19 protein-coding genes are annotated in these 22559 nt (G+C 67.1%); 16 read left to right on the top strand and 3 right to left on the bottom strand.

What is annotated here, in order from left to right; genetic code table 11:
- Positions 1 to 177 precede the first annotated feature (177 nt).
- The 13 genes from ACYVK7_RS20105 to ACYVK7_RS20045 all read left to right on the top strand — a co-directional run bounded on the left by ACYVK7_RS20105 (position 178) and on the right by ACYVK7_RS20045 (position 12279).
- Complete coding sequence (locus ACYVK7_RS20105) at positions 178 to 573, top strand: hypothetical protein (protein WP_460889486.1); 396 nt, start codon at positions 178 to 180, stop codon at positions 571 to 573.
- Between the two features lie 439 nt (positions 574 to 1012).
- On the top strand, positions 1013 to 1432 hold the full coding sequence (locus ACYVK7_RS20100) for a hypothetical protein (RefSeq protein WP_460889485.1): 420 nt from the start codon (positions 1013 to 1015) through the stop codon (positions 1430 to 1432).
- A gap of 347 nt (positions 1433 to 1779) precedes the next feature.
- Complete coding sequence (locus ACYVK7_RS20095; RefSeq protein WP_460889484.1) at positions 1780 to 2424, top strand: hypothetical protein; 645 nt, start codon at positions 1780 to 1782, stop codon at positions 2422 to 2424.
- A gap of 181 nt (positions 2425 to 2605) precedes the next feature.
- On the top strand, positions 2606 to 3163 hold the full coding sequence (locus ACYVK7_RS20090; protein WP_460889483.1) for an SAF domain-containing protein: 558 nt from the start codon (positions 2606 to 2608) through the stop codon (positions 3161 to 3163).
- On the top strand, positions 3160 to 3945 hold the full coding sequence (locus ACYVK7_RS20085; RefSeq protein WP_460889482.1) for a hypothetical protein: 786 nt from the start codon (positions 3160 to 3162) through the stop codon (positions 3943 to 3945). Before ACYVK7_RS20090 ends, ACYVK7_RS20085 begins: the two co-directional genes overlap by 4 nt.
- Positions 3942 to 5576: a CpaF family protein gene (locus ACYVK7_RS20080; RefSeq protein ID WP_460889481.1), complete on the top strand. Its 1635-nt coding sequence runs from the start codon at positions 3942 to 3944 to the stop codon at positions 5574 to 5576. Before ACYVK7_RS20085 ends, ACYVK7_RS20080 begins: the two co-directional genes overlap by 4 nt.
- A 40-nt stretch (positions 5577 to 5616) precedes the next feature.
- Positions 5617 to 6483 carry a type II secretion system F family protein gene (locus ACYVK7_RS20075; protein WP_460889480.1) on the top strand — a complete coding sequence of 289 codons (867 nt, stop codon included), beginning with the start codon at positions 5617 to 5619 and terminating at the stop codon, positions 6481 to 6483.
- Positions 6480 to 7388 (top strand): hypothetical protein, encoded by a 909-nt coding sequence (locus ACYVK7_RS20070; protein ID WP_460889479.1) that lies wholly within the window; start codon positions 6480 to 6482, stop codon positions 7386 to 7388. The genes ACYVK7_RS20075 and ACYVK7_RS20070 overlap by 4 nt, the downstream gene beginning before the upstream one ends.
- A gap of 84 nt (positions 7389 to 7472) precedes the next feature.
- Positions 7473 to 7700: a hypothetical protein gene (locus ACYVK7_RS20065; RefSeq protein WP_460889478.1), complete on the top strand. Its 228-nt coding sequence runs from the start codon at positions 7473 to 7475 to the stop codon at positions 7698 to 7700.
- A gap of 4 nt (positions 7701 to 7704) precedes the next feature.
- Entirely contained in the window at positions 7705 to 8148 is a 444-nt protein-coding gene (locus ACYVK7_RS20060; RefSeq protein ID WP_460889477.1) for a TadE/TadG family type IV pilus assembly protein, read from the top strand.
- Entirely contained in the window at positions 8145 to 8570 is a 426-nt protein-coding gene (locus ACYVK7_RS20055) for a TadE/TadG family type IV pilus assembly protein (RefSeq protein WP_460889476.1), read from the top strand. Before ACYVK7_RS20060 ends, ACYVK7_RS20055 begins: the two co-directional genes overlap by 4 nt.
- The gene (locus ACYVK7_RS20050) at positions 8567 to 9070 is read left to right on the top strand and encodes a pilus assembly protein TadG-related protein (protein WP_460889475.1); all 504 of its coding nucleotides are present in this window, start codon (positions 8567 to 8569) and stop codon (positions 9068 to 9070) included. Before ACYVK7_RS20055 ends, ACYVK7_RS20050 begins: the two co-directional genes overlap by 4 nt.
- Positions 9071 to 9117: 47 nt before the next feature.
- Entirely contained in the window at positions 9118 to 12279 is a 3162-nt protein-coding gene (locus ACYVK7_RS20045) for a LysM peptidoglycan-binding domain-containing protein (RefSeq protein ID WP_460889474.1), read from the top strand.
- Positions 12280 to 12750: 471 nt separating this feature from the next.
- On the opposite strand, the gene ACYVK7_RS20040 is transcribed toward ACYVK7_RS20045, so the two are convergent.
- Together ACYVK7_RS20040 and ACYVK7_RS20035 are read right to left on the bottom strand one after the other, a co-directional pair.
- Entirely contained in the window at positions 12751 to 13086 is a 336-nt protein-coding gene (locus tag ACYVK7_RS20040) for a hypothetical protein (protein WP_460889473.1), read from the bottom strand.
- Positions 13083 to 13943 (bottom strand): HAD family hydrolase, encoded by an 861-nt coding sequence (locus tag ACYVK7_RS20035; protein WP_460889472.1) that lies wholly within the window; start codon positions 13941 to 13943, stop codon positions 13083 to 13085. Before ACYVK7_RS20035 ends, ACYVK7_RS20040 begins: the two co-directional genes overlap by 4 nt.
- Before the next feature lie 266 nt (positions 13944 to 14209).
- On the opposite strand from ACYVK7_RS20035, the gene ACYVK7_RS20030 reads away from it, so the two are divergent.
- On the top strand, positions 14210 to 15412 hold the full coding sequence (locus ACYVK7_RS20030) for a helix-turn-helix domain-containing protein (RefSeq protein WP_460889471.1): 1203 nt from the start codon (positions 14210 to 14212) through the stop codon (positions 15410 to 15412).
- 31 nt (positions 15413 to 15443) lie between these two features.
- Here ACYVK7_RS20030 and ACYVK7_RS20025 read toward each other — a convergent pair whose 3' ends face one another.
- Positions 15444 to 15974, bottom strand: a complete 531-nt coding sequence (locus tag ACYVK7_RS20025; protein ID WP_460889470.1) for a flavoprotein — start codon at positions 15972 to 15974, stop codon at positions 15444 to 15446.
- Between the two features lie 406 nt (positions 15975 to 16380).
- Here ACYVK7_RS20025 and ACYVK7_RS20020 point away from each other — a divergent pair, with 406 nt between their 5' ends.
- Both ACYVK7_RS20020 and ACYVK7_RS20015 read left to right on the top strand, forming a co-directional pair.
- On the top strand, positions 16381 to 19332 hold the full coding sequence (locus tag ACYVK7_RS20020) for a DEAD/DEAH box helicase (protein WP_460889469.1): 2952 nt from the start codon (positions 16381 to 16383) through the stop codon (positions 19330 to 19332).
- A complete protein-coding gene (locus ACYVK7_RS20015) occupies positions 19332 to 22559 on the top strand; it encodes a sacsin N-terminal ATP-binding-like domain-containing protein (protein WP_460889468.1) in 3228 nt (1075 codons plus the stop codon). Before ACYVK7_RS20020 ends, ACYVK7_RS20015 begins: the two co-directional genes overlap by 1 nt.

Here is a 22559-nt window from a genome sequence, read left to right as displayed (position 1 = left end):
CCCGCACCCCGGTCCCCGTGATCGACCGGCTCCTCGAGAACGCATCACTGCGCCGAGGAACGAGGCGAGAAAACCTCACTGGCGATCGTATGTCCCGCACAGCATGTCGCGGTTGCGGGAGAAATCGATCGGTCGTTCCATGTCTCATACTCTCGCAGGCGCGGCGAGATTCGCGGGATGAGTCGCACGCAGACCACCGTGGTCCGTGAGGCGTTCGGCAGGCTCAAGGCGAACGGCCCGACGGCGACGCCTGCCGTGAGCCTGCCGATGACAGCCGGCCCGCGCTATTACGTGATCGATGAGAATCAGCTTGCCGACGTGCGGTTCACCGTTGCCGGCCTATTCGACATCGACGGTCGGAGGTACGACACGGCAGGGGCCAATACCGCTGCCGCGCCCGACGCGCACCGAGTCGCGCTCTGGATGATCGAGACTACAGACAGCCGAACCCCCTGGGAGCCATTTGATGAGCACTCATCGCAGACGATGGCGCTGAACCGAGCCAGGTACGAGATCTGCTGCTGCGCAACGGCGCGAGCCTTGCCCATGTGGCTATCAATGGCGCGTTATTGACCTGCACAGACACTTCAATGCGGTTCTCTCGTCCCCTGAACTGTATGCGATTCTCCTGCCCCACCCGTGGCACCTTGGACCAAGTCCGAGGCGGGACGCGGAGCGGCTAACGCTGCTCCACCCAACCCGGTCGCGCTAGATGAGGTGGCATTGGAACCAGATTCAGTGCACCCTGGAAACCGTTGCCCGCGTCACATGAGGCACAACACGGGCAACATCCTTCGCGAGCCGCAGGGCCGCGACGGGGGCGAAGGAGAGCATCATGGGGGTTGGGCGAGGCTTTGTTGCAGTAGCAGCCGGCGTGCTGCTCACTGCGACCGGCTGCATGAGCACCAACGGTCCGACACCGTCGCCCACGCCGACGGACACCGCCTCACAGCCTGCCGGGTCACCGAGCCCGGCCACCGACTCCGAGCTCGCGGCCACGAATGCCGAGGCCTTGGTCCGCGAGTACTACCGAGGCACCGACGTCGTCGCGAAGGACCCCGCGGACCTCAGTCCACTCGACGGCATCGCCGCCGAGGCGGAACTCCAGCGCCTCAAGGCACAGTTTCAGCAGTGGGCCGACGACAGCTGGCACCAGACCGGTGATCTGAAGGTCGTCGAACTCGTCACGCAGACGGTCACGCTGGAGCCGTCGGACGGCTCGGTCCCGTCAGCCCAGGTCGACGTCTGCTTCGACGTCACGGATCTGGACATCGTCGATCAGTCCGGCGCCTCTCAGGTCGACTCGGGCCGGAATGACCGCGGTTGGGACCGGCTCACCGTCACCAACTCTGCCTACGACACGAATCCCGATGACGGGTGGCGAGTCACGGACGCCCAGACCCTGGAACAGGAACCGTGCGCTGGGCAATGAGGCTCTACGCCTGCGCCGCCCTCGTCCTGACGGGGGTCTTCGGAGTGTGCTCTGCGGCAGCAGCGGCGGACGTCCCGGAAGCCGGCGGCCAGTGTAAGTACGTCAACCCACGGACGGGAACGTGCGACATCTGGATCAAGGTCCCCGGCACGCCCGAAGTCATCGACGGAGGCGGGGGTAACGCTGTCGGCGCTGGTGCGTCCGGCCGTGCCTCGAGCGACGACCCGCCACCTCGCAAGAACGACGAGGGCACGCCAGCCTGCCTCAAGGGCGACGAGCCTGTCCCGTGCACGTCAGACCACGGCTACTGGCGGCAGGACGTCCAGTGCTACATCGGTCCGACGCCGATGAGCCCGCAGCCTAAGGAAGGTAGCGCGGTCTGGCAGCACTTCGAAGAGATGTTTGATCGAGGCCCGGACACGGGCGCGGTCTACCCGTGTTTCGACGCTGCGGGAGAGCAGGTCTCCCTGGTCTACTCGCCGGACGCCCCGGCGGCAGGCCCGCCCCCGCCGACTCCGGGGGAGGTCGCCCGGCGCGCCGTCGCGCAGATGAACCTCAAAGCCGTCCAGATCGGGATCGCGCCGCAGCCACCGGCAACCGCCGTCGCCGGCGTGCCGGTGTGGTTCTGGGTTGACGACCCGGGCGCTACGACCTTCGGGCCGGCGACCGAATCCGCGACGGTCCGCGGTGTCACGGTCACAGCCACGGCCCGGGTGGACCAGGTGCGCTGGAACCTCGGCGACGGCACGACGATCTCGTGCGGCGTGGGAACGCCGTACAAACCCGAGTACGGCGGCGACCCGTCGCCGGACTGTGGGCACACCTTCACGCGCGAGTCCGGTTTCGAGCCGGACGGCGCGTACGCGGTCACAGCCACCACGACCTGGGTCGTGGAGTGGGCCGGGGCCGGTCAGTCCGGGACGATCACGCTGGACCCGCTGGTGGCCCAGACGAGCATCGTCGTCGCAGAGGGACAGGTGCTCGTGAGCTGACGGGCACCAGGGGAGGCGAACCATGTCGACAACGACCCCGAGGAAGACGGATCCCGGCCAAGGGCCGGCGCCCGCCCCGCCTCCCGCTGCGCCACCGCCCAAGGTCCGACGGCGCGCCTGGACCACCCTGGTAGGAGGCGGCGCCCTGGTTATCGGTGCGCTGATTGGCCTCTTCGTGTGGATGGCAGCGTCCACCACACAACAGGTCCTCGTCGCGGCATCGGATCTGGACAGGTATCACGTCGTCACGGCCGACGACCTGCGCGTCGTACCCGTGACGCTGGACTCCTCGGTCGCATCGGTCTCCAGCACCGAGGTGGAAGCCTTGATCGGCCAGCGCCTGACCTCGGCGGTACCGGAAGGTTCAGTCCTCGCTCCAGCGGATGTCGCCGAGGAGGAGTTCCCGCCCGTGGGCCGCACGGTCGTCCAGGTCACCTTCACCGCCCAGCAGGCTGCGGGCGTGACCCTGACGCCCGGTGACACGGTCCGCATCGTCGTCGCCCCGCCGACGGTTTCCGACGCCGATCCAACCTACTCCGCCGGAGAGGTTTCGGCCGTGCACTCGAGTACCAGCGGGGGAGTGGTCGACGTGCTGGTCCCGCACGCAGACGCCGTCGACCTGTCCGTCGCCATCGCCAACGGTCGGGCAACGGTCGTGCACGATGCCGGGCTGCCCTCCGCGGGCGGGAACGCCAGCGACTCGGGCGGCATTGCCGACGAGGGTGGTGAGGACGAATGACCGTCATCGCGCTCTGCTCGGCGAGCGGCGCTCCGGGCGTCTCCACGACGTGCTTGGGCCTGGCCCTGGCCTGGCCCCATCCGGCACTCCTCGTCGAGGCGGACCCACGCGGCACCCAGGCCTTGATGACCGGGTGGTTCCAGGGTGCTCGGCCGTATGACACGGGCCTCGTCGAGCTGGCGCTGTCTCCGCTGGCCACGGCCGACGCCCTCCGCGAGGTCGCGCGCCCGATCGACGGGACCGAGGTCCGCTTCGTCGCAGGGCTGCGCTCCTACACGCAGGCGCCGGTGCTGCGCGGCGTGTGGGAGCCGCTGGCCGGCGCGCTCGCCGAGCTCGGCGATGCAGGGACGGATGTCCTGGTCGATGCCGGACCGCTGGGCTACCCCGGCTCGCCGACGCCGTTGCTCGCCGCTGCGGATCTCTCGCTACTGGTAGTCCGATCGGACTTGCCGGCGCTCGGCGGAGCGCGGGCCTGGGCGGAGCAGGTGGTCAAGGACGGGCTGTGGCGGCAGGCGGGCCTGGTTGTCGTCGGGCCGGGACGCCCCTACGCGGCCCGCGAGGTCTCCCAGACGCTGGGACTGCCCGTCGTCACCCAGCTCGCCTGGGACCCCGATGGGGCAGCCGTCTACCACCAGGGTGAGGTGCCGCCGCGGAGGTTCGAGACATCCGCGTACCTGCGGTCGTTGCGCGCGGCGGCCTCGACGATCACATCGGCGGCCGGGCGCCTTCGGCTGGCTGCCGACGAACCCGACGACCGTCCGAGGCAGGAGGTGATCGCGTGACGCCGCCGCCGAGCACCAGCCCGAAACCCTCGACGTCCGCCGATGAGGTCAAGGTCAGCCCGGCCGCGCTCCCGCTCTTCACGGAGCACGTGCCGTCGGCGCTCGCACCATCGCGCCGGGAGCCCGCGAACCCGTGGACCGTCACCACCACGCCGACGACGAACGGCCACGCATCCCCCGCCAGCCTGCCGAATGGCTGGCAGTCGTACGATCACCACGTCGCCCCGAAGCCACTCACATCTCCTGGCTTCGGCCTCCGACCGCCGTCCGGCTCGATCCGGCACGCCCCCGACGTCGACTGGGCCCTCGTGGACGTCCTTCGGAGCCAGGTGTCAGAGCGGTTGTCGCGCGCGGTCGCGGAGAACCGCGACCTGTCTCGCGCGGACCAGGAACAGCTGGCCCACTTTCACACTGTGGACCAGATAGACGAGACGATGACGCAGTGGGCGAACGTCGGCCGCGCCACGCTCACTGGCCCGCAGCGAGCGGACCTCGCCCGAGCTGTGGGCGACGCGCTGTTCCGCCTGGGTCGATTGCAGCCGCTGATCGAGGACGACCGTGTCGAGAACATCAACATCAACGGGTACGACGACGTCGAGCTTGAGCTCACCGACGGCACGGTGGTCGAGGGCCCGCCGGTCGCGGACTCCGACCAGCAGCTCATCGACTACCTCGTCTTCCTCGCCTCGCGCTCGGAGGTCAACGCCCGCGCGTTCTCCGAGGCCCAGCCGTCGCTGCACCTGCGGCTCGACGACGGGTCGCGTCTCGCGGCCGTCGCGTGGGTGTCCCCGCGACCGCAGGTCACCATCCGCCGCCACCGACTCGTCCACGTCACTTTGCCCGACCTGGTAAACGGCGGCCTGTTCGACGACCCGACCGCCGCCACCCTGCTCGCCGCCGCGGTCCGCGCCAAGCTCTCCATCCTCGTCACCGGCGCACCCGGCGCTGGCAAGACCACCCTGCTCCGCGCGCTGGCGAACGAGATCGCGCCGCGCGAGCGGATCGCGACGGTCGAGTCGGAGTACGAGTTGCACCTGCACCAGTACCGCCCCCGAACCTGGGCGTGGGAGGCCCGCCCCGGCACCGGCGAGCCTGGCGTCGACGGACGGCAGGCCGGCGAGTACAGCCTCATGCAGGCAGTCTGGGACGTCGTCCGGTTCAACGTTTCCCGTGTCCTCGTCGGGGAAGTGAGGGGCAGGGAGATCGTTCCGCTGATCCAGGTCACCGAGAACGGCACCGGCACCCTCGCTACGACCCACTCTCGCGACGCCACCGCCGCGATCCGCAAGCTCGTCACCTGCGCCATGCAGGAGGGCCCGCAGTGGGACGCCACGCTGGCGACGGCAAAGCTCGCCGAATCCATCGACCTCGTGGTTCACCTGGAGCTCACCGGCGCTGAGGGCGACGACGACCGCCCGCGCCGCCGCGTCTCGGAGATCGTCGCGATCGAGCCTGGCGACAGCATCGGCTCCTTCGCCACCACGCAGGTCTTCCGAACCGACGGCGATGGCCGGCTGTCTCCCGGCACCCTGCCCGACCGCTTCCGCCCACTCGCCCGGCACGGCTTCGACCTGAGCGCCTACACCGCCCGTCAGGAAGCTGGGCGCTCGCCGCATCTGGGGGTGGTCTGACGTGCCTGGTTCCCTGGTCGGTTCAATACTCGCCGGAGCCTTGTTCGCATTCGGCGTCTTCCTGCTCTTCGCCGGGTGGCGCCGCTGGGATCTCATACCGGACGCATCTCCGTCCGCCCGACGCCGACTGGCTCGCCTCACGCAGGTCCCTCGCCGCACCTGGGCCCTCCTCGGGCTCGGTGTGGTCGCCGGGCTGCTGGTGTGGGCGATCTGGAAGTGGCCGATCGCCGTTGTCGCGGTCCCTGTCGCCGTCGTCGGACTGCCTGCGCTGCTGTCCAACCGCGGCCAGGTCGATGCCATCGCCCGCCTCGAGGCCCTTGAGGAGTGGACCCGGTCGCTGTCGGACCGCCTGACCGTCGGCCAAGGACTGGAGCAGGCCCTCACCGTGTCGCAGCGTTCGGCTCCGCCCGCGATCGCCGACCCTGTGCGTCGGCTCGTGTCCCGGCTGACCGCCCGATGGGACACCGAGGCCGCGTTGCGTGCGTTTGCCGACGACCTCGACGACGCCACCGCCGACCACATGACCATCTACCTTCTGCAGGCCGCCCGACGACGCGGCACCGGCCTGGCCATCGTGCTCGGCGAGCTCGCTGAGACCGTCGCCGCCGAGGTCCGAGCCCGACGTCAGATCGAGGCCGATCGTGCCAAGCCACGGGCCACGGCTCGATGGGTCACGATCATCTCCGCCACGGTGCTCGGGTTCCTCGCGTTCACCGGGGACTACATCGCCCCTTACCAGACACCCCTCGGGCAGGTCCTTCTGGTCGTGCTCGTCAGTGGCTACCTGGCCGCGCTGGTCTGGATGAAGCGCATCGCCATGGGCAAGAAGCATGCACGGAGCTTGGGCGAGCAGGTCCGTCGTGAGGCGGCCCGCCAGCACGCAGCCTCCTGGGGAGGTACCCCATGACCAGCCTGATCGGCTCCATCGTGGCCGGCGCCCTGATCGTGTACGGGATCACGGCACTCGCGATCGCATGGTTTGCGCCGGTGCGGGTCGACGCGGCCAAAAGCCTCGCCGCGCTGGCCCCGCCCACCTCGGTGACCCGGAGGCCCGCGGCGAGCGGGACGCCGTCGGACGCGATCGAGCGCGTTGGGCTCTGGGGGCAGCGGGTTCTGCCCGACACTGCCTGGTACCGCACGCCATACCGCGAGCTCGCACTCCTGCGCATCCCCGTCGCCCGGTTCTACGGCGACAAGCTGGTCCAGGCCGCCTGCGGACTGCTGCTGGCACCGATGGCCTCCTGGGTCCTCGGGATGGTCGGCCTGCGGCTACCCGCTGTTGTGACTGCCGCCGGAGCGGTGGTGCTCGCCGTCGTGCTGTTCTTCGGCCCGAACTACTCGATCACCGCGATGGCCAACGAAGCTCGGGCTGACTTCCGGAGCGAGCTGACCTCGTGGGTGGACGCCGTCGCCATCGAACGCGCCTCCGGTTCTGGGGTTCGGCAGGCCATGGAGCATGCTGCTGCCCTTGGCGACCACTGGGTCTGGGTACGACTCGACGAGGAACTGCGCCGATCCCGATGGTCCGGCATCCCGCCGTGGGATGCGCTCAAGAGCCTGGCCGACGAGCTCGCACTGCCCGAGCTGAACGACGTCGCGGACATCCTGGGCAACGCCGGCGAGGAAGGCACTGCTGCCTGGGGCTCCCTGCGGGCACGCACCACGTCGCTGCGCGCGGCGATCCTGTCCGACGACGTCACCCGCGCTAATGCCGACAACGAGCGCATGTCCATCCCCGCCGCGCTGCTCGGGGTGGTGTTCGTCGCGCTGATCGTCATGCCCGCCGTCCTGCGGATCGTCCTGCACACCTGAACTTCGCCACCCGACGACAACTCGAACCCCAGAAGGAGGTCCTCGCATCGCATCCCCAGACCCGGCGAGCCCGCTCGTCGGCCCGTGAGAGGAACCACCGCCATGCTGCACCTGTGGACCACCCTCGTGGTGGCGTACACCGCGGTCCGGGACCGCTACCAGTCGATGTCGCGCAATGAGAAGGAGGGCGGGTACACGACGGAGACCGTTGTGTTCACCGTCGCCCTGCTCCTCCTCGCGGGGATCGTCATCGCCGCGATCACGACGTTCGTCAACGGCGAGGTCATCAAGATCGTCAGCCCCAACGGGTGACTTGATGAGATCGCCGGTACGGCACGCTCCGCGCACCTGGCCACACTGTGGGCGCCGCGGGCGTCACGACGAAGAAGGCTCAGCAACCGCCGAGCTGGTGATCGTGCTGCCTGCGGTGCTGCTCCTGACCTTCCTCGGCGTCCAGGCCGGAATGATCTACCACGCCCGCCAGGTCGTGCTCGCTGCCGCAAACCAGGGGGCACTGGCCGCCTCCAGCGAGTATGGGACCGCGGCCGACGGGCAGGCCGCCGCCGGGTCGTTCCTGGGCCAGACCGGCGACGTCGCGCTGTCCACCTGGACCGTGACGGCAGACCGGGACGGCGAGCGTGCTGTCGTGCGGATCGAGGGACAGCCGTTCTCGGTGATCCCGTTCTGGATCCCGACAGTCTCGGCGCAGGCATCGATGCCGGCTGAACACGTGGTGCCGCTTGAGCGGAGCGCGTCATGAGCAACCGTCGCCGCGACACCGAAGCGGGCTCTGCCTCGGTCGAGCTCGCCGTTGGGGCGCCCGCGTTCGCACTGCTGCTCGCTCTGGTCCTGCTTGCCGCTCGCGTCGTGACGTCACAGCAGGCGGTCGAGACTGCCGCCTGGGACGCCGCCCGGTCCGCGTCCATGACGCGCGAAGGCGACGTCGCGGTGCGGGCGCAACAGGTCGCCGCCGCGAGCCTGGTCAACCAAGAACTCACCTGCGCGGACACCGACGTCGCCGTGGACCTGTCCGAATACGCGACCCAACCAGGGACGCCCTCGTTCATCACCGTGGCGGTGTCCTGCACGGTGCGGCTGTGGGACCTGCCATTCGACACTCCGTCGACCACGGTCACCAGCCAGGCGATGTCGCCGACTGATTCGTGGAGGTCAGCACCATGAGCGCCACGAGAACCGCATCGCAGTCTCCGGTGGCCGCATCGCGAGCCGCAAGAACCGCGCCGGCGGCTCAGCGAACGGTCTACCAGCGGCGACACGATGAGAGGGGGTCTGTGACCGCGTGGTTCGCGACGGTGTCGTTCGCGCTCGTGGTGATCGTCGGGCTCGTGCTCGATGGAGGAGCGCAGCTCCACGCAGAGGACCGAGCCTTCGGGATCGCTGCCCAGGCGGCTCGCACCGGCGGCCAGCAACTCGACACCGCCGCTGTCGTCGCGAGCCAGGGCTTTGTGGTCGACCCCGATCAGGCTGTCGCCGCTGCCCATCAGTACCTCGCCGAGGTCGGCGTCGACGGGACGGCGTGGGTCGACGGCGATCAGGTCCACGTTGTCGTCAACGACTCGTACACGCCGGTCGTCCTCGGGCTGCTCGGCCTCGGTCCCTTTCCGGTCGAGGCCACCGCCTCGGCCCGCTTGATCCGCGTTGTAGGAGGAGCCGAGGGATGAGCCAACTACCGCCCATCGCGCCCGCACGGGCGCCGGCCGGCACCCGGATGCGTGCGCTCGGAGCGGCGGTCGTCATCCTCGCGATCCTCGCAGTGCTGCCCGTTCTGCTCGTCGTCACCTTCCCGGCGGTCTTCCCAGACTGGCTACTCACGCGTACTGGAGCCGAGATCGTTCTGTTTGGCGGCGACCTCCAGCGGGTTGCCCTTGTGCTCTTCTATGTGGGCGCCTGGGTGTTCTGTCTCTGGTTCGCCTGGGCCGTGACCACAGAGATCGCCGTCCAGGCCCGTAACCTCCGACGTCCGCATCTTGCGCCGGTCCCGGCTGGAGTGGTAGGGCGGCTCGTCGCGGTGCTCCTGACGCTGTTGCCCGTCCAGACCGCATTCGCCCAGCCGTCCGCGGCAGTCGCTGTGGCGTTCGTCGACGGAGCCGACGTCGTGCCAGATGAGGTGTCTGCCGCCGACGGGCGCGGACCGATGCCCGACGCCGAATCGGGCGGCCACGACACCGGTGCTCAGCCGTCCGAGGAGGCTCCCGTCACCGCAGACAGCTCCCCGCCTCCCGTGCCGCGACTCGAACCGTACGTCGTGCGGGAGAACGACACGCTCTGGGGACTCGCACTGTCTCGGCTCGGCGACGGCCGTCGCTACCCCGAGATCTACGACCTCAACCGGGAAGTCATCGGCCCCAAGCCCGGACTGCTCGACGCCGGGGCCACGATTCTCCTACCCGCACTCGCTACCGAGCCTGCCCAGCCCGTTGCAGACGTGCGCGGGGGAGCGGCGTCGTACACGGTCCAGCCAGGCGACACGTTGAGCGAGATCGCCCAGGACCAACTTGGCGATGCGAACCGCTACCCGGAGATCGCCGCGGCATCGGTCGGTACCGTCCAGCCCGACGGCGACCGCCTCACCGACCCTGACCACATCGAGCCCGGGTGGGTCGTCACCCTGCCTGGTACGGCGAAGCCCGTGTCCGACGACGTCCGACCTTCGGCGCAGGAACCGAACGGTTCGGTGACCGGCGGCGAACTTGTCACGCCGCCCTCTGCCGATGACGAACCGTCCACCAGGGACGACACAGCCGGGACGATTTCAGAGACGTCATCCGACGCGACGGAGACCGAGACCACCTCGGGGGCAGCATCGTGGTTGGTGCCGGGAATCGCATCCGGTGCCGGAATCCTCGCCGCCGGCCTTGCCGGTGTGGTGCTGCGGGGGCGGTTGCGCCAGGCCCGGCAACGGCGTCCAGGCCGAGTGATACCTCCGATCCCAGAAGAACTCGTCCCGGCCGCAGCCACGGCACGGATCGTCGGCGCCCGACGAGTGCCCGATCTGCATCGGCTGGACCTGCTGCTGCGGCAGCTGGGCGGCCCCTACCTCAAGCAGCTCACCTCGCAGCGTCCCGCCCTGATCGCCGTCGAGCTCACCGACGACACTGTGATCCTGCACCTCGCCGAACCTGCTGACCTCCCTGCTCCCTGGACCGGCAACGGCACGCGCTGGTCGGCGCGACTGGACGATGCACCGGACGAATGCCGCGAGATGGTGCCGTATCCGATGCTCGTCACCATTGGGACTGACGACGCCGGGCACGCCTGGCTGCTCGACTTTGAACGACTCCGCGTCACGACCGTCACCGGTGGCTCCGAAGCGGTGGCTCGGTTCGCACGACACATCGTCGCCGAACTGGCCCTGAACCCGTGGACGATCAACCTCACCACCGACGTCATCGGCACCGTCGCTCCCGGCGCTCGCGGGCTGTCCGGCTTTCAGGTCGAGGAGCACGACGACGCCTCGGCACTGGCTCGGTTCCCCGACGAACTGCGCGAGGCGTACGAGAACGACGTCAACAGCGAGGACATCGAGTGGTACCACGCCGTCGTTGCCGAGGCCGCGCACGCCGGCGAGCTGAAGGACCTGGCCAATGTCATCTCGGGCGACCCCGGGCGCAATGGGCTGGCGATTCTGCTGGTCGGGAAGCCTGACGGCGAGCCATTGGCCGGGCCGGTGCTGACGATCGAGCACGGGCGGCTCGTTGTTCCGGGACTTGCCGTCGAGGTCGAGGCCGTGCACCTGCGACAGGAGGAGCTCGACGCGTCCATCCAGCTCTCACGGCTCATGGACGACTCGCGTGACGTCGCCGTTCCCGTCGACTCAAGCGCACGGGGCTGGCGGGCATTCGTCAACGAGGCCGGCGCCCCACGTGCCGAAGTCGTCGACGCCCGACCGGAGGACCCGAACGAACCTGCCGGGCCCGGGTCCTTGCTACCCGGCTCCGACGCGGCCTACCTGGAGAATATGGCGGACACGCGCGAGGATCTCGCACGTCTCGCGCCCGTGGTGCGCCTGCCAGAGGCGACGATGTCGGATGGAACTGCCGGGGATGACGTCGGTCGGGACGTTGCCGACCCCGCCCTCGACCAGGACCTTGCCGACTGGGCCGACGCGAAGTGCACCCGCCCGCGCGTCAAGGTGCTCGGCCCTGTCAAGGTGTGGGGCGCAGGGCCGACTACCACGGTCGCAGGCAAGGTGCCCACCATCTATGCCGTGGTCGGGTATGTCGCCTTGCATCCCGAGGGAGTCATCGCGTCCCAGATCGCCGCCATGGCCGGCGTGGAGACCACCAACGTCCGGAGCAAGCTCAGCGATGCTCGCACCTGGCTCGGGAACCGCCCAGACGGCACCCCGTGGCTTCCCATGGGCCAGGGTGGCCGGCCTTCCGAGAAGCGACCACCCCATCGGTTCCGGATCGAGGGTTGTCTCGTGGATGCCGACTTGTTCCTGCGCCTCAAGGCCCGTGCCTACCGCCGCGGGGCAGCCGGGCTCGACGACCTCGTCACCGCATTGCGGCTGGTGCGGGGGCGACCGTTCACGGTGTCCGGGAAACCGGAGAGGTGGCTGTGGGCGACCGAGGGCGAGCACCGCGACGCGATCCTGACCGCAGCCATCGTCGATGTCGCCGAGCTGACCATCGCCCGCTCGGTGGTGGCCGGGGATCTCGATCTCGCCAGGGAGGCTTACCGCATCGGCACCGCCGTCGACCCCACCGGCGAGGTCCTCAAGGTCAGCATCGCGATGCTCGAGCTCGCCGACGACCATCCCGAGCGTGCTCAGGATCTCGCTAACGAGATCCTGGAGCAGCGTGGCGACGAGTGGCCGGAGCAGGCGGAGGACCGGACTGAAGCGATCTGGAAGCGGCTGCGTCAGTGATCGAGCTGCTGAGCACTCACGAGGTCCAGTCCTGTACTCGGCGTGGTTGTACCGACTTCAGTCGTCCTCACCAAACCCATAACGGATGTTCTCGTGTCCGCACGATGGGCACTTGACGTAAGCGTCGGAGTTGCTCCCATCCTCGTAAGGCAGGTAGCTCTCACCCCCGGACAGTGACGACCGGCACGCCTCGCAATTGCCGGCAGCTTCCCGGAGATCTTTCACGTCGACGAGCGCTCCGCCCTCCGTCCTGTACAAACTCCCGCAGGCCTGGCACCAGTACGAACCGGGTACAAGATGCTCGCTGTCCAAGGTGGAACCGCACTTGGGACATGACTCGGCTGAACTGCCACCGAGACTACCGATCAACCTGTCAAGAAATCCCATGACCGTAGGATCGCAGATCAGATCGCTATCAAGCCGATGCCCAAGCCGTTGAAGAACGCTGAGTCGGAATGTTGGGCCGCGATGTCACGCTCGGCGCAGCTGGAGCAGATAGGTGCCCGGGCGAGCCTGGAGCCACGCTCCGCGCAGTCCGAGGTCCGTACGAGCGAAGTCGTGCCCGGCAGCAAGCACCGCGTGCTCGACGTGTCGCATCGTGAGCCCGAGCCCCGCAGGCAGCTTTCGGTGCCGGGACCAGATCGGATTGCGGCCTTCGCGGACGAACCATACGTCGCACTCCGAGAGTGTCAGTCCACCGTCCTGCTGCTTGACGTGGACGACGGCGATCATTCGCTGCGGCAGGAGCGCCAGGGCTCGCTCCAGTTCACTGGCCAGCTGCTGGATCCCTGCGGTCGCGGTGATCATCGGGCTACCACCTGCTGCAGGACCTCTACGACGCCATCGTTGTCGATCGTGCCGGCGACGTCGTCAGCGAGAGTCTTAAGGTCGTCGCTGGCATGCCCCATCGCTATGCCTGTTCCCGCCCAGCGCAGCATGTCGGCATCGTTGGCGCCGTCGCCTACCGCCCACGTCGCGCCGCGGGCCAGCCCGAGGGCTATGCGGATCTTCTCGAGCGACGTGGCCTTCGATATCCCGACGGGGGTGACGTCTACCCAGTGGGGTCCGGCCGGGGTCGCGGTGACGGCGAGCCACCCGAGGTCGGTCGCGAGCGGGCCGATGTCGGCCGCGTGCAGGGCGGCGCGGACCACAGGGGCCTCCCACAGGTCGCGCTCGCGGCGAACGACGTGCTGGCGTCCGTTGAGCAGTCCGTCGGGGAACCTGACGTTGACGTTCCAGCCGCGGCCGACGTCCTCGACCGCCAGGTACACGTCCGGGAACGCGGCCATCGCCCGCTGCAGGACGAGCACCGGATCAAACGTGAGCGTCTGCTCGACGGTCAGCCCGCGCCGGTGTGTCACGCGGGCGACGACTGCACCGTTGCTGCACACGACCCAGCCGCTCCGCAGGCCAAGCCGCTTGACCACAGGCAGTGCGCCGGCCAGCGACCTCCCCGTCGCGAGGACGACGTTGTGCCCGGCGTCGACGACGCCGCGGACTGCGGCGATAACCTGCGCCGAAGGCGGCTGCCCGGTCCGCAGCAGGGTCCCGTCGATGTCGAGCGCCACCAGGCGCGCTCCTGGTCCGATACAGGTCGTGGGCGGGTTCGACGGTGGCGTCCTCCGGTCGCTGGGCCGCCGTGTGGTGTCGTGGATGGTATCCATGGGGCTTCTCCTCGTGCCGTGGTTCGCGGGACGACCGCCAACCGCGAAGGTCCTTTGCTTCCACATTCGGCTCGTGGCGAGGAACGGAGTGACACAGTCCTGTGACACCGTTGCTTAGTGCTGTCTTGGTGATGAGCTCACGCGTTAACCTGCGAAGAGATCAAGGCGTGGGTCGTACGGCAGCCGGTGACACCGAACCGTGTCACTTGGGCCTCGCAGGCTGGTCAAGACTCGTAAAGGCAAGGCACCCGATGAGGACGGCGGACATGGACGACGAGGACTCGATCGGTCGGCGGATCGCGTTCTACCGCAAACAGCGGGGACTGACGCAGTTGACGCTCGCGCAGAAGGCAGCGGTCTCGCTGTCGCTGCTGCGAAAGATCGAGCAGGGATCCCGGGACGCGACCCCTGTCCTGGTTGCGGCCGTCGCCAAGCCGCTCGGTGTCGACGTCACCGTGCTGAACGGTCAGCCGTATGACCGCGAGGGACCTCAGCGCGACCGGATTCACGAGCTGATCCCGGCGGTGCGCAGCATGCTGAACTACTGGGACCTGCCTCCCGAGCTGGAGACCGCACCGCGGCCCGCTGAACAGTTGATGGCGGACGCCGTCACCATCGCACGCCTGCGTCAGGCCGACCGGAACGTGCAGGCTCTGACACTGATCCCGGCGGTACTGCTGGAGATCACCGCGGCCCTGCACGCGACCGACGCACCGAGCGAACGCGCCAGGTTGTTCGACGCGGCGACGACGGTCCTGCACCCTACACTCTCGATCGTGCACGCCACCGGGTACGACGACCTCGCCACAATCACAGCTGACCGGATCTCGTGGATCGGTGACCGCTGGGGTAATCCGCTGGTCACCGCGCTCGCTGCCCACACCCGGACGTCGTCGATGCTGCGGTACGGCACGTACGACGTCGGGTTGCGCCTGACCGAACGAGCCCGGGCTGCGCTCAAGCCCGACCTCGCAAACGATGCCGCGCTGCGGATGACCGGATCGCTCCACCTGCGTTCAACGATCCTTGCCGCCCGATCCGGGGATGCGAGCCTCGCCGCCGAGCACATCGCCGAAGCGAGCGGCATCGCCAGGCGACTTCCACAAGACACCGACCATCTATGGCGCAATCTCGCGTTCGGGCCGACCAACACGAGCTTCCACGACGTAGCCGGCGCGATCGAGCTCGGTGATGGTCCACGCGCCCTCACACTCGCCGAAGGCCTGCACATCCCGGCCGGGTTCGCGCCCACCCGCGCCGCGCACCACTTCATGGACCTCGCGCGCGCATACCTCTGGCAGGCGCGATACGACGCCTCCCTGGCGTGCCTCCGACAGGCCCGGGACCTCGCGCCTCAGCAGACGCGGCACCACCCGACGACCCGCGAGGTGACGCGAATGCTCGTACGCGCCCACCGGCACGCGAACGAGCCATTGGCTCGGTTCAGCGCTTGGATGAATGCCAACTGAGCAGCCGAACTCTGGCCCACAGCCGGGACGGTCAGCTGCCGCCGGTCTCGACGGCGTCGAGCAAGCTGGCCCACGGAAAAGTCTCGGCCGCGCCGACTCCCGACTGATGCGGCTCGTCCGGCCCGATCACGACTCGGACGCCCCAGCGGCGCAGCGTCTCCAGCGAGCTCTCGTAGGTCGGGTGCTTCGCGAACGCGACGTTGATATAGGGGCCGACGGCGATCGGCACACCTCGGCCGGTCTGCTCAGCCAACCGCGTCAGGACGTAGGAGTCGGCCAGGCCGAGTGCCCACTTCGTCACCGTGTTGTACGTCGCCGGCGCGACGATCACAGCGTCAGGATCGGGCAGCGAGTACCCCACAGTGGTGTGGAAGTCAGTGCGGACTGTACGTCCCGTGAGGTTGGCGATCTCTTCTATCACCTCGGGGAACACCGAGACGGTGCGTTCCGTCGCCAGCACGTGCACGTCCCAGCCGCGCTCCGCGATCAGTGGGAGGAACCGCTCTGGCAACTGACGGACGGCTCCGGCGGCGCACACTACGACGTACAGGACACCCTTCACACCACGTGACGATACCGGTCCCATCTGGTCCCTCGTGGTCAAGGAGCTTACCGGCCTCATTGAGTGTGAGCGCCTCGTTCACCAGCTCCCGCAACTCGCTGGTTGGCACCTGAACTCGGGTGAAAGTCCACGGCGAGGCACGACGTGTGCCGGACCCCGCCGCTACGCTGCCAGGCATGATTCTGTCGTGGCCTTGGACCATTCTGGACAGTCGGTATCCGAGGATGGTCTCTGGGTTTCCTAAGCGAACCCGATCCCTCGATTCGAATCACCCGGCCCAGCGGCCTGCGGCCGTGCACCGTGGCACGGCTGGCTGACGATGTCGAGTAGCGAGAGCGAACGATTCCTCCCGGGTTCCGTCGTTCGCCTGGTCGCGCGTCCCGAAGTGAGCGGTGCCATCGTCGCCGTGGACTCCATCGGCGGCGAGACCCGGTACTCAGTGTTCCATGACGGCACGATCCACCAGTACTTCGCCTTGCAGGTCGAGCCGGTCGCCCTTGTGACTGGCGCCGAGCGAGTCACTGCTGCCGAGCTGCACGCTGGTCTGACGTCCGCGCTCCTCCTCGATGAGAACAGTGATTACCTGCACACGCGAAACGCGGGGCGGGTGGACTTCGAGCCCTACCAGTACCGACCGGTGCTCAGGCTCGTGCAGTCTGACCGGCCGCGAATCCTCGTCGCTGACGACGTCGGTGTCGGCAAGACGATTGAGGCGTGCCTCATTCTCAAGGAACTCCAGGCACGCAAGAAGGCCGACTCCGTCCTTGTGATCTGCCCTCGCCCGCTCGTGGTCGATGACAAGTGGCGCAACGAACTGAAGCGGTTCGACGAAGACTTCGCACATCTGGACAGCAAGACGCTGCGGTGGTGTCTGGAAGAGACTCTTCGAGAAGGCGCGTGGCCAGCGCGGTATCGCAAAGCGATCCTTCCGTACTCCCTCCTCGACGAGACCCTGCTGACCGGCAAGCGCAAGACGTCGAACAAGAAGTTCGCGAGCTTGGATGACCTGGCTGGCGACCTCCAGTTCGACCTCGTGATAGTCGACGAGGCGCACCACATCCGAAACCGCGAGACCAAGGCGTTCCAGAACGTTCAGCGCTTCGTGGACGCCGCCGAAGCCGTCGTCATGCTCTCTGCCACGCCCATCCAGACCCACAACCAGGACCTGTTCACCCTGGTGAACCTGCTCCGCGACGACCTGGTCCTCGACTGGGACGATTACGTCGTCATGCTCCGGCCGAATGAGCACCTCTACGACGGCTCCCAAGCGGCTCGCGCAGCGGCCGAAGACTGGCAGGAAGAGGTCCTGACCCACCTCGACCTGGCACTTCAGACGCAGTGGGGCCGTGATGTCATGGTTCTAGACCCACGCGTTGCGGAACTTCGTGACGTGCTTGGGGAAGACCCTGCCGACGACCGCACGCGTATCCGCGCGATCCGACGCATCGAAGCGCTCAACACCTTTTCGGAGATCGTCACCCGCACCCGCCGGCGCGACATCGGTGAGTTCACAACCCGCAAGCCTTCCGCCCCAGAGGTGGACTTCACCGACGCTCAGCAACAGGTCTACGACGCTGTCATCGCTCTGGGCGAGAAGATCGCCGTCACACGCACGCCCGAGATCCCGGTGAAGTTCCTGATGTCCACGCTTTACCGGCAAGCGGCCAGTTCGATCTCCGGCTTGGCGCCGACGATCGAGGACCTGTTCGAGAACAGACTGCGCGGAGCCGAGATGTCCGGCGAAGAGGAGGAGTTCTCGCTGTCCTCCGAGCAGATCGAGGCCTTCCGCACGGAGGTCCGCGCGATCCAGGGCCTTGCCGAGCAACTCGTGGGGGCGCCGGACCCGAAGGCTGATCTCCTGCGGCAGATCATTCGAGACAAGTCCGTCGAGGGCAGCAACAAGGTGCTCGTATTCAGTACCTTCAGGCACACGATCGAGTACCTCGAAGACAAGTGCCTTGAGTGGGGCATCCGAGTTGGGGTCATGCACGGTGGCGTGCCCGACGACGAGCGCAGGGAGATCCGTCGACGCTTCAAGCTGGACCAGGCGGAACCGCTCGCGCTCGACGTGATGCTCTGCTCGGAAGTCGGTACCGAGGGCCTCGACTACCAGTTCTGCAACACACTGGTGAACTACGACATCCCGTGGAACCCGATGCGCATCGAGCAGCGCATCGGCCGTATCGACCGCCGCGGTCAGAAGAGCGAGACGGTCGCCATCGTCAACATCCTGACCCGCGGCACCATCGAGGCGGAGATCTACTGGCGCTGCCTACTGCGCATCGGCGTCTTCAACCACGCACTCGGCGGCAGCGAGAAGATCCTCGGCGACATCACGAACGCAGTGGTCGACATCGCGACCAACCTCGAGATGACGCCGGAAGAGCGGGAGGCTGCGCTCAGACAACTCGCCGACAACGAGATCGCCCGGATCGAAGAAGTCCAGCGACTCGAAGACCAACAGGCCGACCTGCTCGGCTATACAGGCAAGTCGTTCGAGGAGAACGTCGCCGAGGCGTCCAGCGAGTGGCTTGAGAACAAGAAGATCGCTGACCTGATCAAGCGGTACCTCGGCACCGTCCAACCCGGCCGAAGCATCGCCCTTCGACCCGGGCGTGTGGCTCAGGTCCCGCTCAACTCCGAGGCGGCAGCGAAGATCATCGACGATCTCGACGCCCAGGCAGTAGATGCACACCGACTCAAGAGACTCCTGCGCAGGGGCAAGGTAGTCCTCAGCCTCACGACTGACCCAGAACTCGCTGAAGACGCCGACGACATCGAGCTGCTCGGCCCGACGCACCCACTTGTGCGCCTCGCGGCGAAGACTTCCCAGGTGACCTTTCCTGTTCAGGCGACATTGCGGGTCGCGTCCAATGACGTCACACCAGGCATCTATCCGGTCGCGGTCTACGCCTGGACCAGGTTTGGTGCCCGCGATGCACTCACCTTCCGCTTCGTTGCCCAGGACCACGAGGTGGAAGTACGCGCAGCTGCATTGCTGTCCGCGGCGGTCGATAGCGATCGGCCGCCGCTGGACCCGTCCTCAGCGGGCAAGCTGGACGCGCGGCACGCCGCGCTCTGGGCCGAGGCTCGGACAAAACACCGCGACAGGCAGATCGCCGGCGTCGAACAGCGCGTGGCCGCGCTCACGTCACAGAAGGCCCGCCGGCTCGGCGCGATTCGGCGACAGCTCGACGCAGCGACGCACTCCGACATCGCTGTGATGAAGGCGGGAGAGCTCCGAGCTGCCGAAGCTGCATTCGACCGCCTGCTTGTCGCGCGAGAACAAGCCGCGAGGCGCGCTGACCTCACCTCTCAGCACCTCGCGAACGTGCTTCTGGAGGTGGTCGCGTCGTGATGACATTCGAGTCCCTGGCCAGAGACCGCCGCGAGTACGTGGACGTGACACGCCGCAATAGAGGGTTCGAAGAGGGCCTCCGCCAGTTGCTGGCCCATCTCTACCCAGACAACGCCCACTTCATCTACGAACTGTTGCAGAACGCTGAGGACGCGGGCGCCCGTGAGGTGACGTTCGACCTCCGGTCGGACGGTCTGCGCTTCGAACACGACGGAACCCGGCTCTTCAACCTCCGCGACATTGAATCGATCACCGGCATCGGTCAGTCCACGAAGGTCGACGATCACACGAGCATCGGGAAGTTCGGGGTTGGCTTCAAGGCGGTCTACTCCTACACGCAGTCACCCAGGATCCATTCGGGCGAGCACTCCTTCGAGATCCTTGACCTCTTCGTTCCGGCGCTCGTCGAGCCAGACACTCGGCCCGGGCTGACAACGTTCTGGTTCCCGTTCGACCGTAGCGAAAAGCCAGCCGAGCGGGCCTCGGCAGAACTCAGCAAGGCGCTGCGGGAGATCTCCCGCTCGACTCTGCTCTTCCTGAACAACATCAAGATGATCGCCTGCTACCTCCCAGACGGTGACGAGCGTCTTCTCGAACGACGTGAAGTGACCGACCACATCGTTGCAATCGAGAGTGTCCATGAGGAACTCGGACCAAGTTACTGGTACCGCATCACAGGCGACGTTCTGATCGGCGAGAAGCGCTACCCCGTGGCCGCAGCGTTCGCACTGGACAAGAAGCAAGCCGCAGATGCCAGCCAGGCGCCGAAGCCAGGGCCGAAGGGGAAGCTGCGCCAGGCGGCCACGCCAGAGTTTGCCGTTCAGCCCGTCGACGGCCAGGTGTTCATCTACTTCCCGGCCGTCAAGGAGACGTCCGGACTGAAGTTCCACATCCACGCACCGTTCGCTTCTACCGTGGCCCGCGACAGCGTCCGAGACGGCGACGGCAATGACGAGCTCATTGCAGGCATCGCCGACCTCCTTGCCGAGGATCTACCGGCGATGCGCGACGCTGACCTCGTTACGGATGGTCTCCTGAGCGCGCTTCCGAACAACGACGATGGCCTTCCGGAGCGCTACAAGGTGATCCGCGAACGAGTACTCGAAACTTTCCAGACCGAACCGATCACACCCATGTTCAGGGGTGGGTACTCAAGGGCGACGGAGTTGCTGAGATCTGTGAGCGCACTGCGCACGGTGCTCACACCCGAAGACGTCGATGTTTTGCGTGAGATCTCCGTCGGTGTCGGTGAGAACCCTGCGGCCGGATGGCTGCCTGAAGGAGTCGGTCGGCCTCGTGGGTTCCTCGACTCGCTGGAGGCGATTGACTTCGGCCCCAGCGAGCTCGCCGAGGTCTTTGAGCGGCTCGAGGGGGTCAGGAGTGACCTCGAGCTGTGGGGAGACCAGGCTGACGAGCACGTCGATGATGCAGATCGGGCAGACCTGCAGTCCTGGTACGACTGGATCTCAGGCAAGGACACCCAATGGCTGAGGTCTTTCTATGCCGGGCTTGGACGCCTCTCCCAGCAGCCGGGTCACAATCCGTACGGCCACGGTGACTACCGCCGCCGCTACTGGAGCGACCCGTTTCCCGACAGCCTCGCGGCTGCCCCCGTGGTGCGCGTTCAGAACGGCGCAGCGGTGGAGCACGTGGTCGGTGCCAAGGCTCACTTGCCGACGACACCCGGACTGCGCGTAGACAGTCTCGTGCTCGACTCACTCGTCGCGTTCAGCGAGGGAGAAGGTAAAGCCGAGAAGCAGGAGGCAGACGCTCTCAAGCAGTTCTTCATACGTACTGGCGTGAAGAACTGGGACGCCGTGACACAACTGGACGCGCGCCTGGACTCGTATGGGACCGAAGTCGATTTCGAGGACCATTTCGAGGACCTGAGAACACTCGATCGACTGCTTCAAGATCGGGTCGTGACAGCCTCGGACTACTCTGCCCGCCCGATTCTATTGGCATCCGACGGGAATGGCGGACTGATCTGGACTCGACCGTCGAAGATCTATCTGGATGATCCGTATGGCGCGACCGGGCTTGGCGCGCTCTACGGGGCCGAAGCGGTCGCTGGGCGTGACCACATGCGCCCACTGGTCGAGGAGTACATGTCGAGTGATGTCGACGTTGCGGGTCTCGCCCGCGAGCTTGGTGCACGAAGCACGCTCCAAATTGTCAGTGCAGATCCGAGGTGGGACAACGCCGAGTTCAATTGGAGCTGGGTGGAATACGAAACCCATAAAGGGACTCAGTCCGACTGGACCATCCGCCTGTTCGACGAGATCATCGCCACCGAAGACGAGACGCTACTTCGCACACTCTGGCGCGTGGTTGCTGCAGCTCCGAGCAATCGAGGCGATGCGTACTACCAGGCAAATGCCTCGCGGCCCCGGCATCCGATGAAGTCCCAACTCCTTCAGAAACTTACGAGTACACCCTGGGTGCTTGACAGATACGGGAACCTCAACCTTCCCGAAGACATGACTCCGGCTGACCTTGACGATGCGCTTGAGGTTCCGGGTGACGCGCCATTGCTTCTCCGTGCCGGGTTCGGCAGGAAGGCTGCAACCGACGAGAAGATAAAGGCGTCCGCCGACGAGGTCGCACAGCAGCTTGGCTTCGACTCATCGGACGACCTCGCCCGGCTGGCAGGACTGCGAAGGAAGAACCCCAAGAGGTTCGAGGACCTGCTCGGCAAGATGGAGACGGAGCTTGAGCTCCCCGAAGATGCATCGGCCGCTCCGGAGCACCGAGCGAGACGATCAGCCGAGTCCGCGATGGATGCCCCCAGCCGCAGGTACGAGCAACGGATGCGCTCGGTCCCCATCCAGGAGCCAGGGCACCTGAGCGCAGCTCGCAATTACCTCCGCGAGTTCTACACGAACAGCCAAGGCGTCATGGTCTGCCAGGCCTGTTCGTCTGCGATGCCGTTCAAGGTCAAAGGCGAGTACTACTTCGAGGCGGTTCGGTTCGTTGCGGATGTACAACGAGACCTGCGCGAGGTTCGAATTGCGCTGTGCCCAACATGCGCGGCGATGCACAGGTACGCGCGGAGCACGACGGACAGCGAACTGAGGGACGACCTCCAGACTCAGGACGTCGGAACGCACGACAGCATCACAGTCGACGTCGTCCTCGCTGGCGAAGAGCGGACCATTCGCTTTGTAGGAAAGCACGCGATCGATCTCCAAGCGGCGCTTGATGCCACGGAGGCAACCTCGCACTAG

It is taken from the genome of Promicromonospora xylanilytica (genome assembly GCF_054782895.1).
This window is presented reverse-complemented; position numbering and strand designations above follow the sequence as displayed.

Bases quoted from the DNA above. Each gene is read 5' to 3' on its own strand.
- ACYVK7_RS20105 (WP_460889486.1), top strand. From the start codon at position 178: ATGAGTCGCACGCAGACCACCGTGGTCCGTGAGGCGTTCGGCAGGCTC.
- ACYVK7_RS20095 (WP_460889484.1), top strand. From the start codon at position 1,780: ATGAGCCCGCAGCCTAAGGAAGGTAGCGCGGTCTGGCAGCACTTCGAA.
- ACYVK7_RS20070 (WP_460889479.1), top strand. From the start codon at position 6,480: ATGACCAGCCTGATCGGCTCCATCGTGGCCGGCGCCCTGATCGTGTAC.
- ACYVK7_RS20035 (WP_460889472.1), bottom strand. From the start codon at position 13,943: ATGGATACCATCCACGACACCACACGGCGGCCCAGCGACCGGAGGACG.
- ACYVK7_RS20015 (WP_460889468.1), top strand. From the start codon at position 19,332: ATGACATTCGAGTCCCTGGCCAGAGACCGCCGCGAGTACGTGGACGTG.
- ACYVK7_RS20030 (WP_460889471.1), top strand. From the start codon at position 14,210: ATGGACGACGAGGACTCGATCGGTCGGCGGATCGCGTTCTACCGCAAA.
- ACYVK7_RS20060 (WP_460889477.1), top strand. From the start codon at position 7,705: ATGAGATCGCCGGTACGGCACGCTCCGCGCACCTGGCCACACTGTGGG.
- ACYVK7_RS20085 (WP_460889482.1), top strand. From the start codon at position 3,160: ATGACCGTCATCGCGCTCTGCTCGGCGAGCGGCGCTCCGGGCGTCTCC.
- ACYVK7_RS20050 (WP_460889475.1), top strand. From the start codon at position 8,567: ATGAGCGCCACGAGAACCGCATCGCAGTCTCCGGTGGCCGCATCGCGA.
- ACYVK7_RS20040 (WP_460889473.1), bottom strand. From the start codon at position 13,086: ATGATCACCGCGACCGCAGGGATCCAGCAGCTGGCCAGTGAACTGGAG.
- ACYVK7_RS20045 (WP_460889474.1), top strand. From the start codon at position 9,118: ATGCGTGCGCTCGGAGCGGCGGTCGTCATCCTCGCGATCCTCGCAGTG.
- ACYVK7_RS20055 (WP_460889476.1), top strand. From the start codon at position 8,145: ATGAGCAACCGTCGCCGCGACACCGAAGCGGGCTCTGCCTCGGTCGAG.
- ACYVK7_RS20090 (WP_460889483.1), top strand. From the start codon at position 2,606: ATGGCAGCGTCCACCACACAACAGGTCCTCGTCGCGGCATCGGATCTG.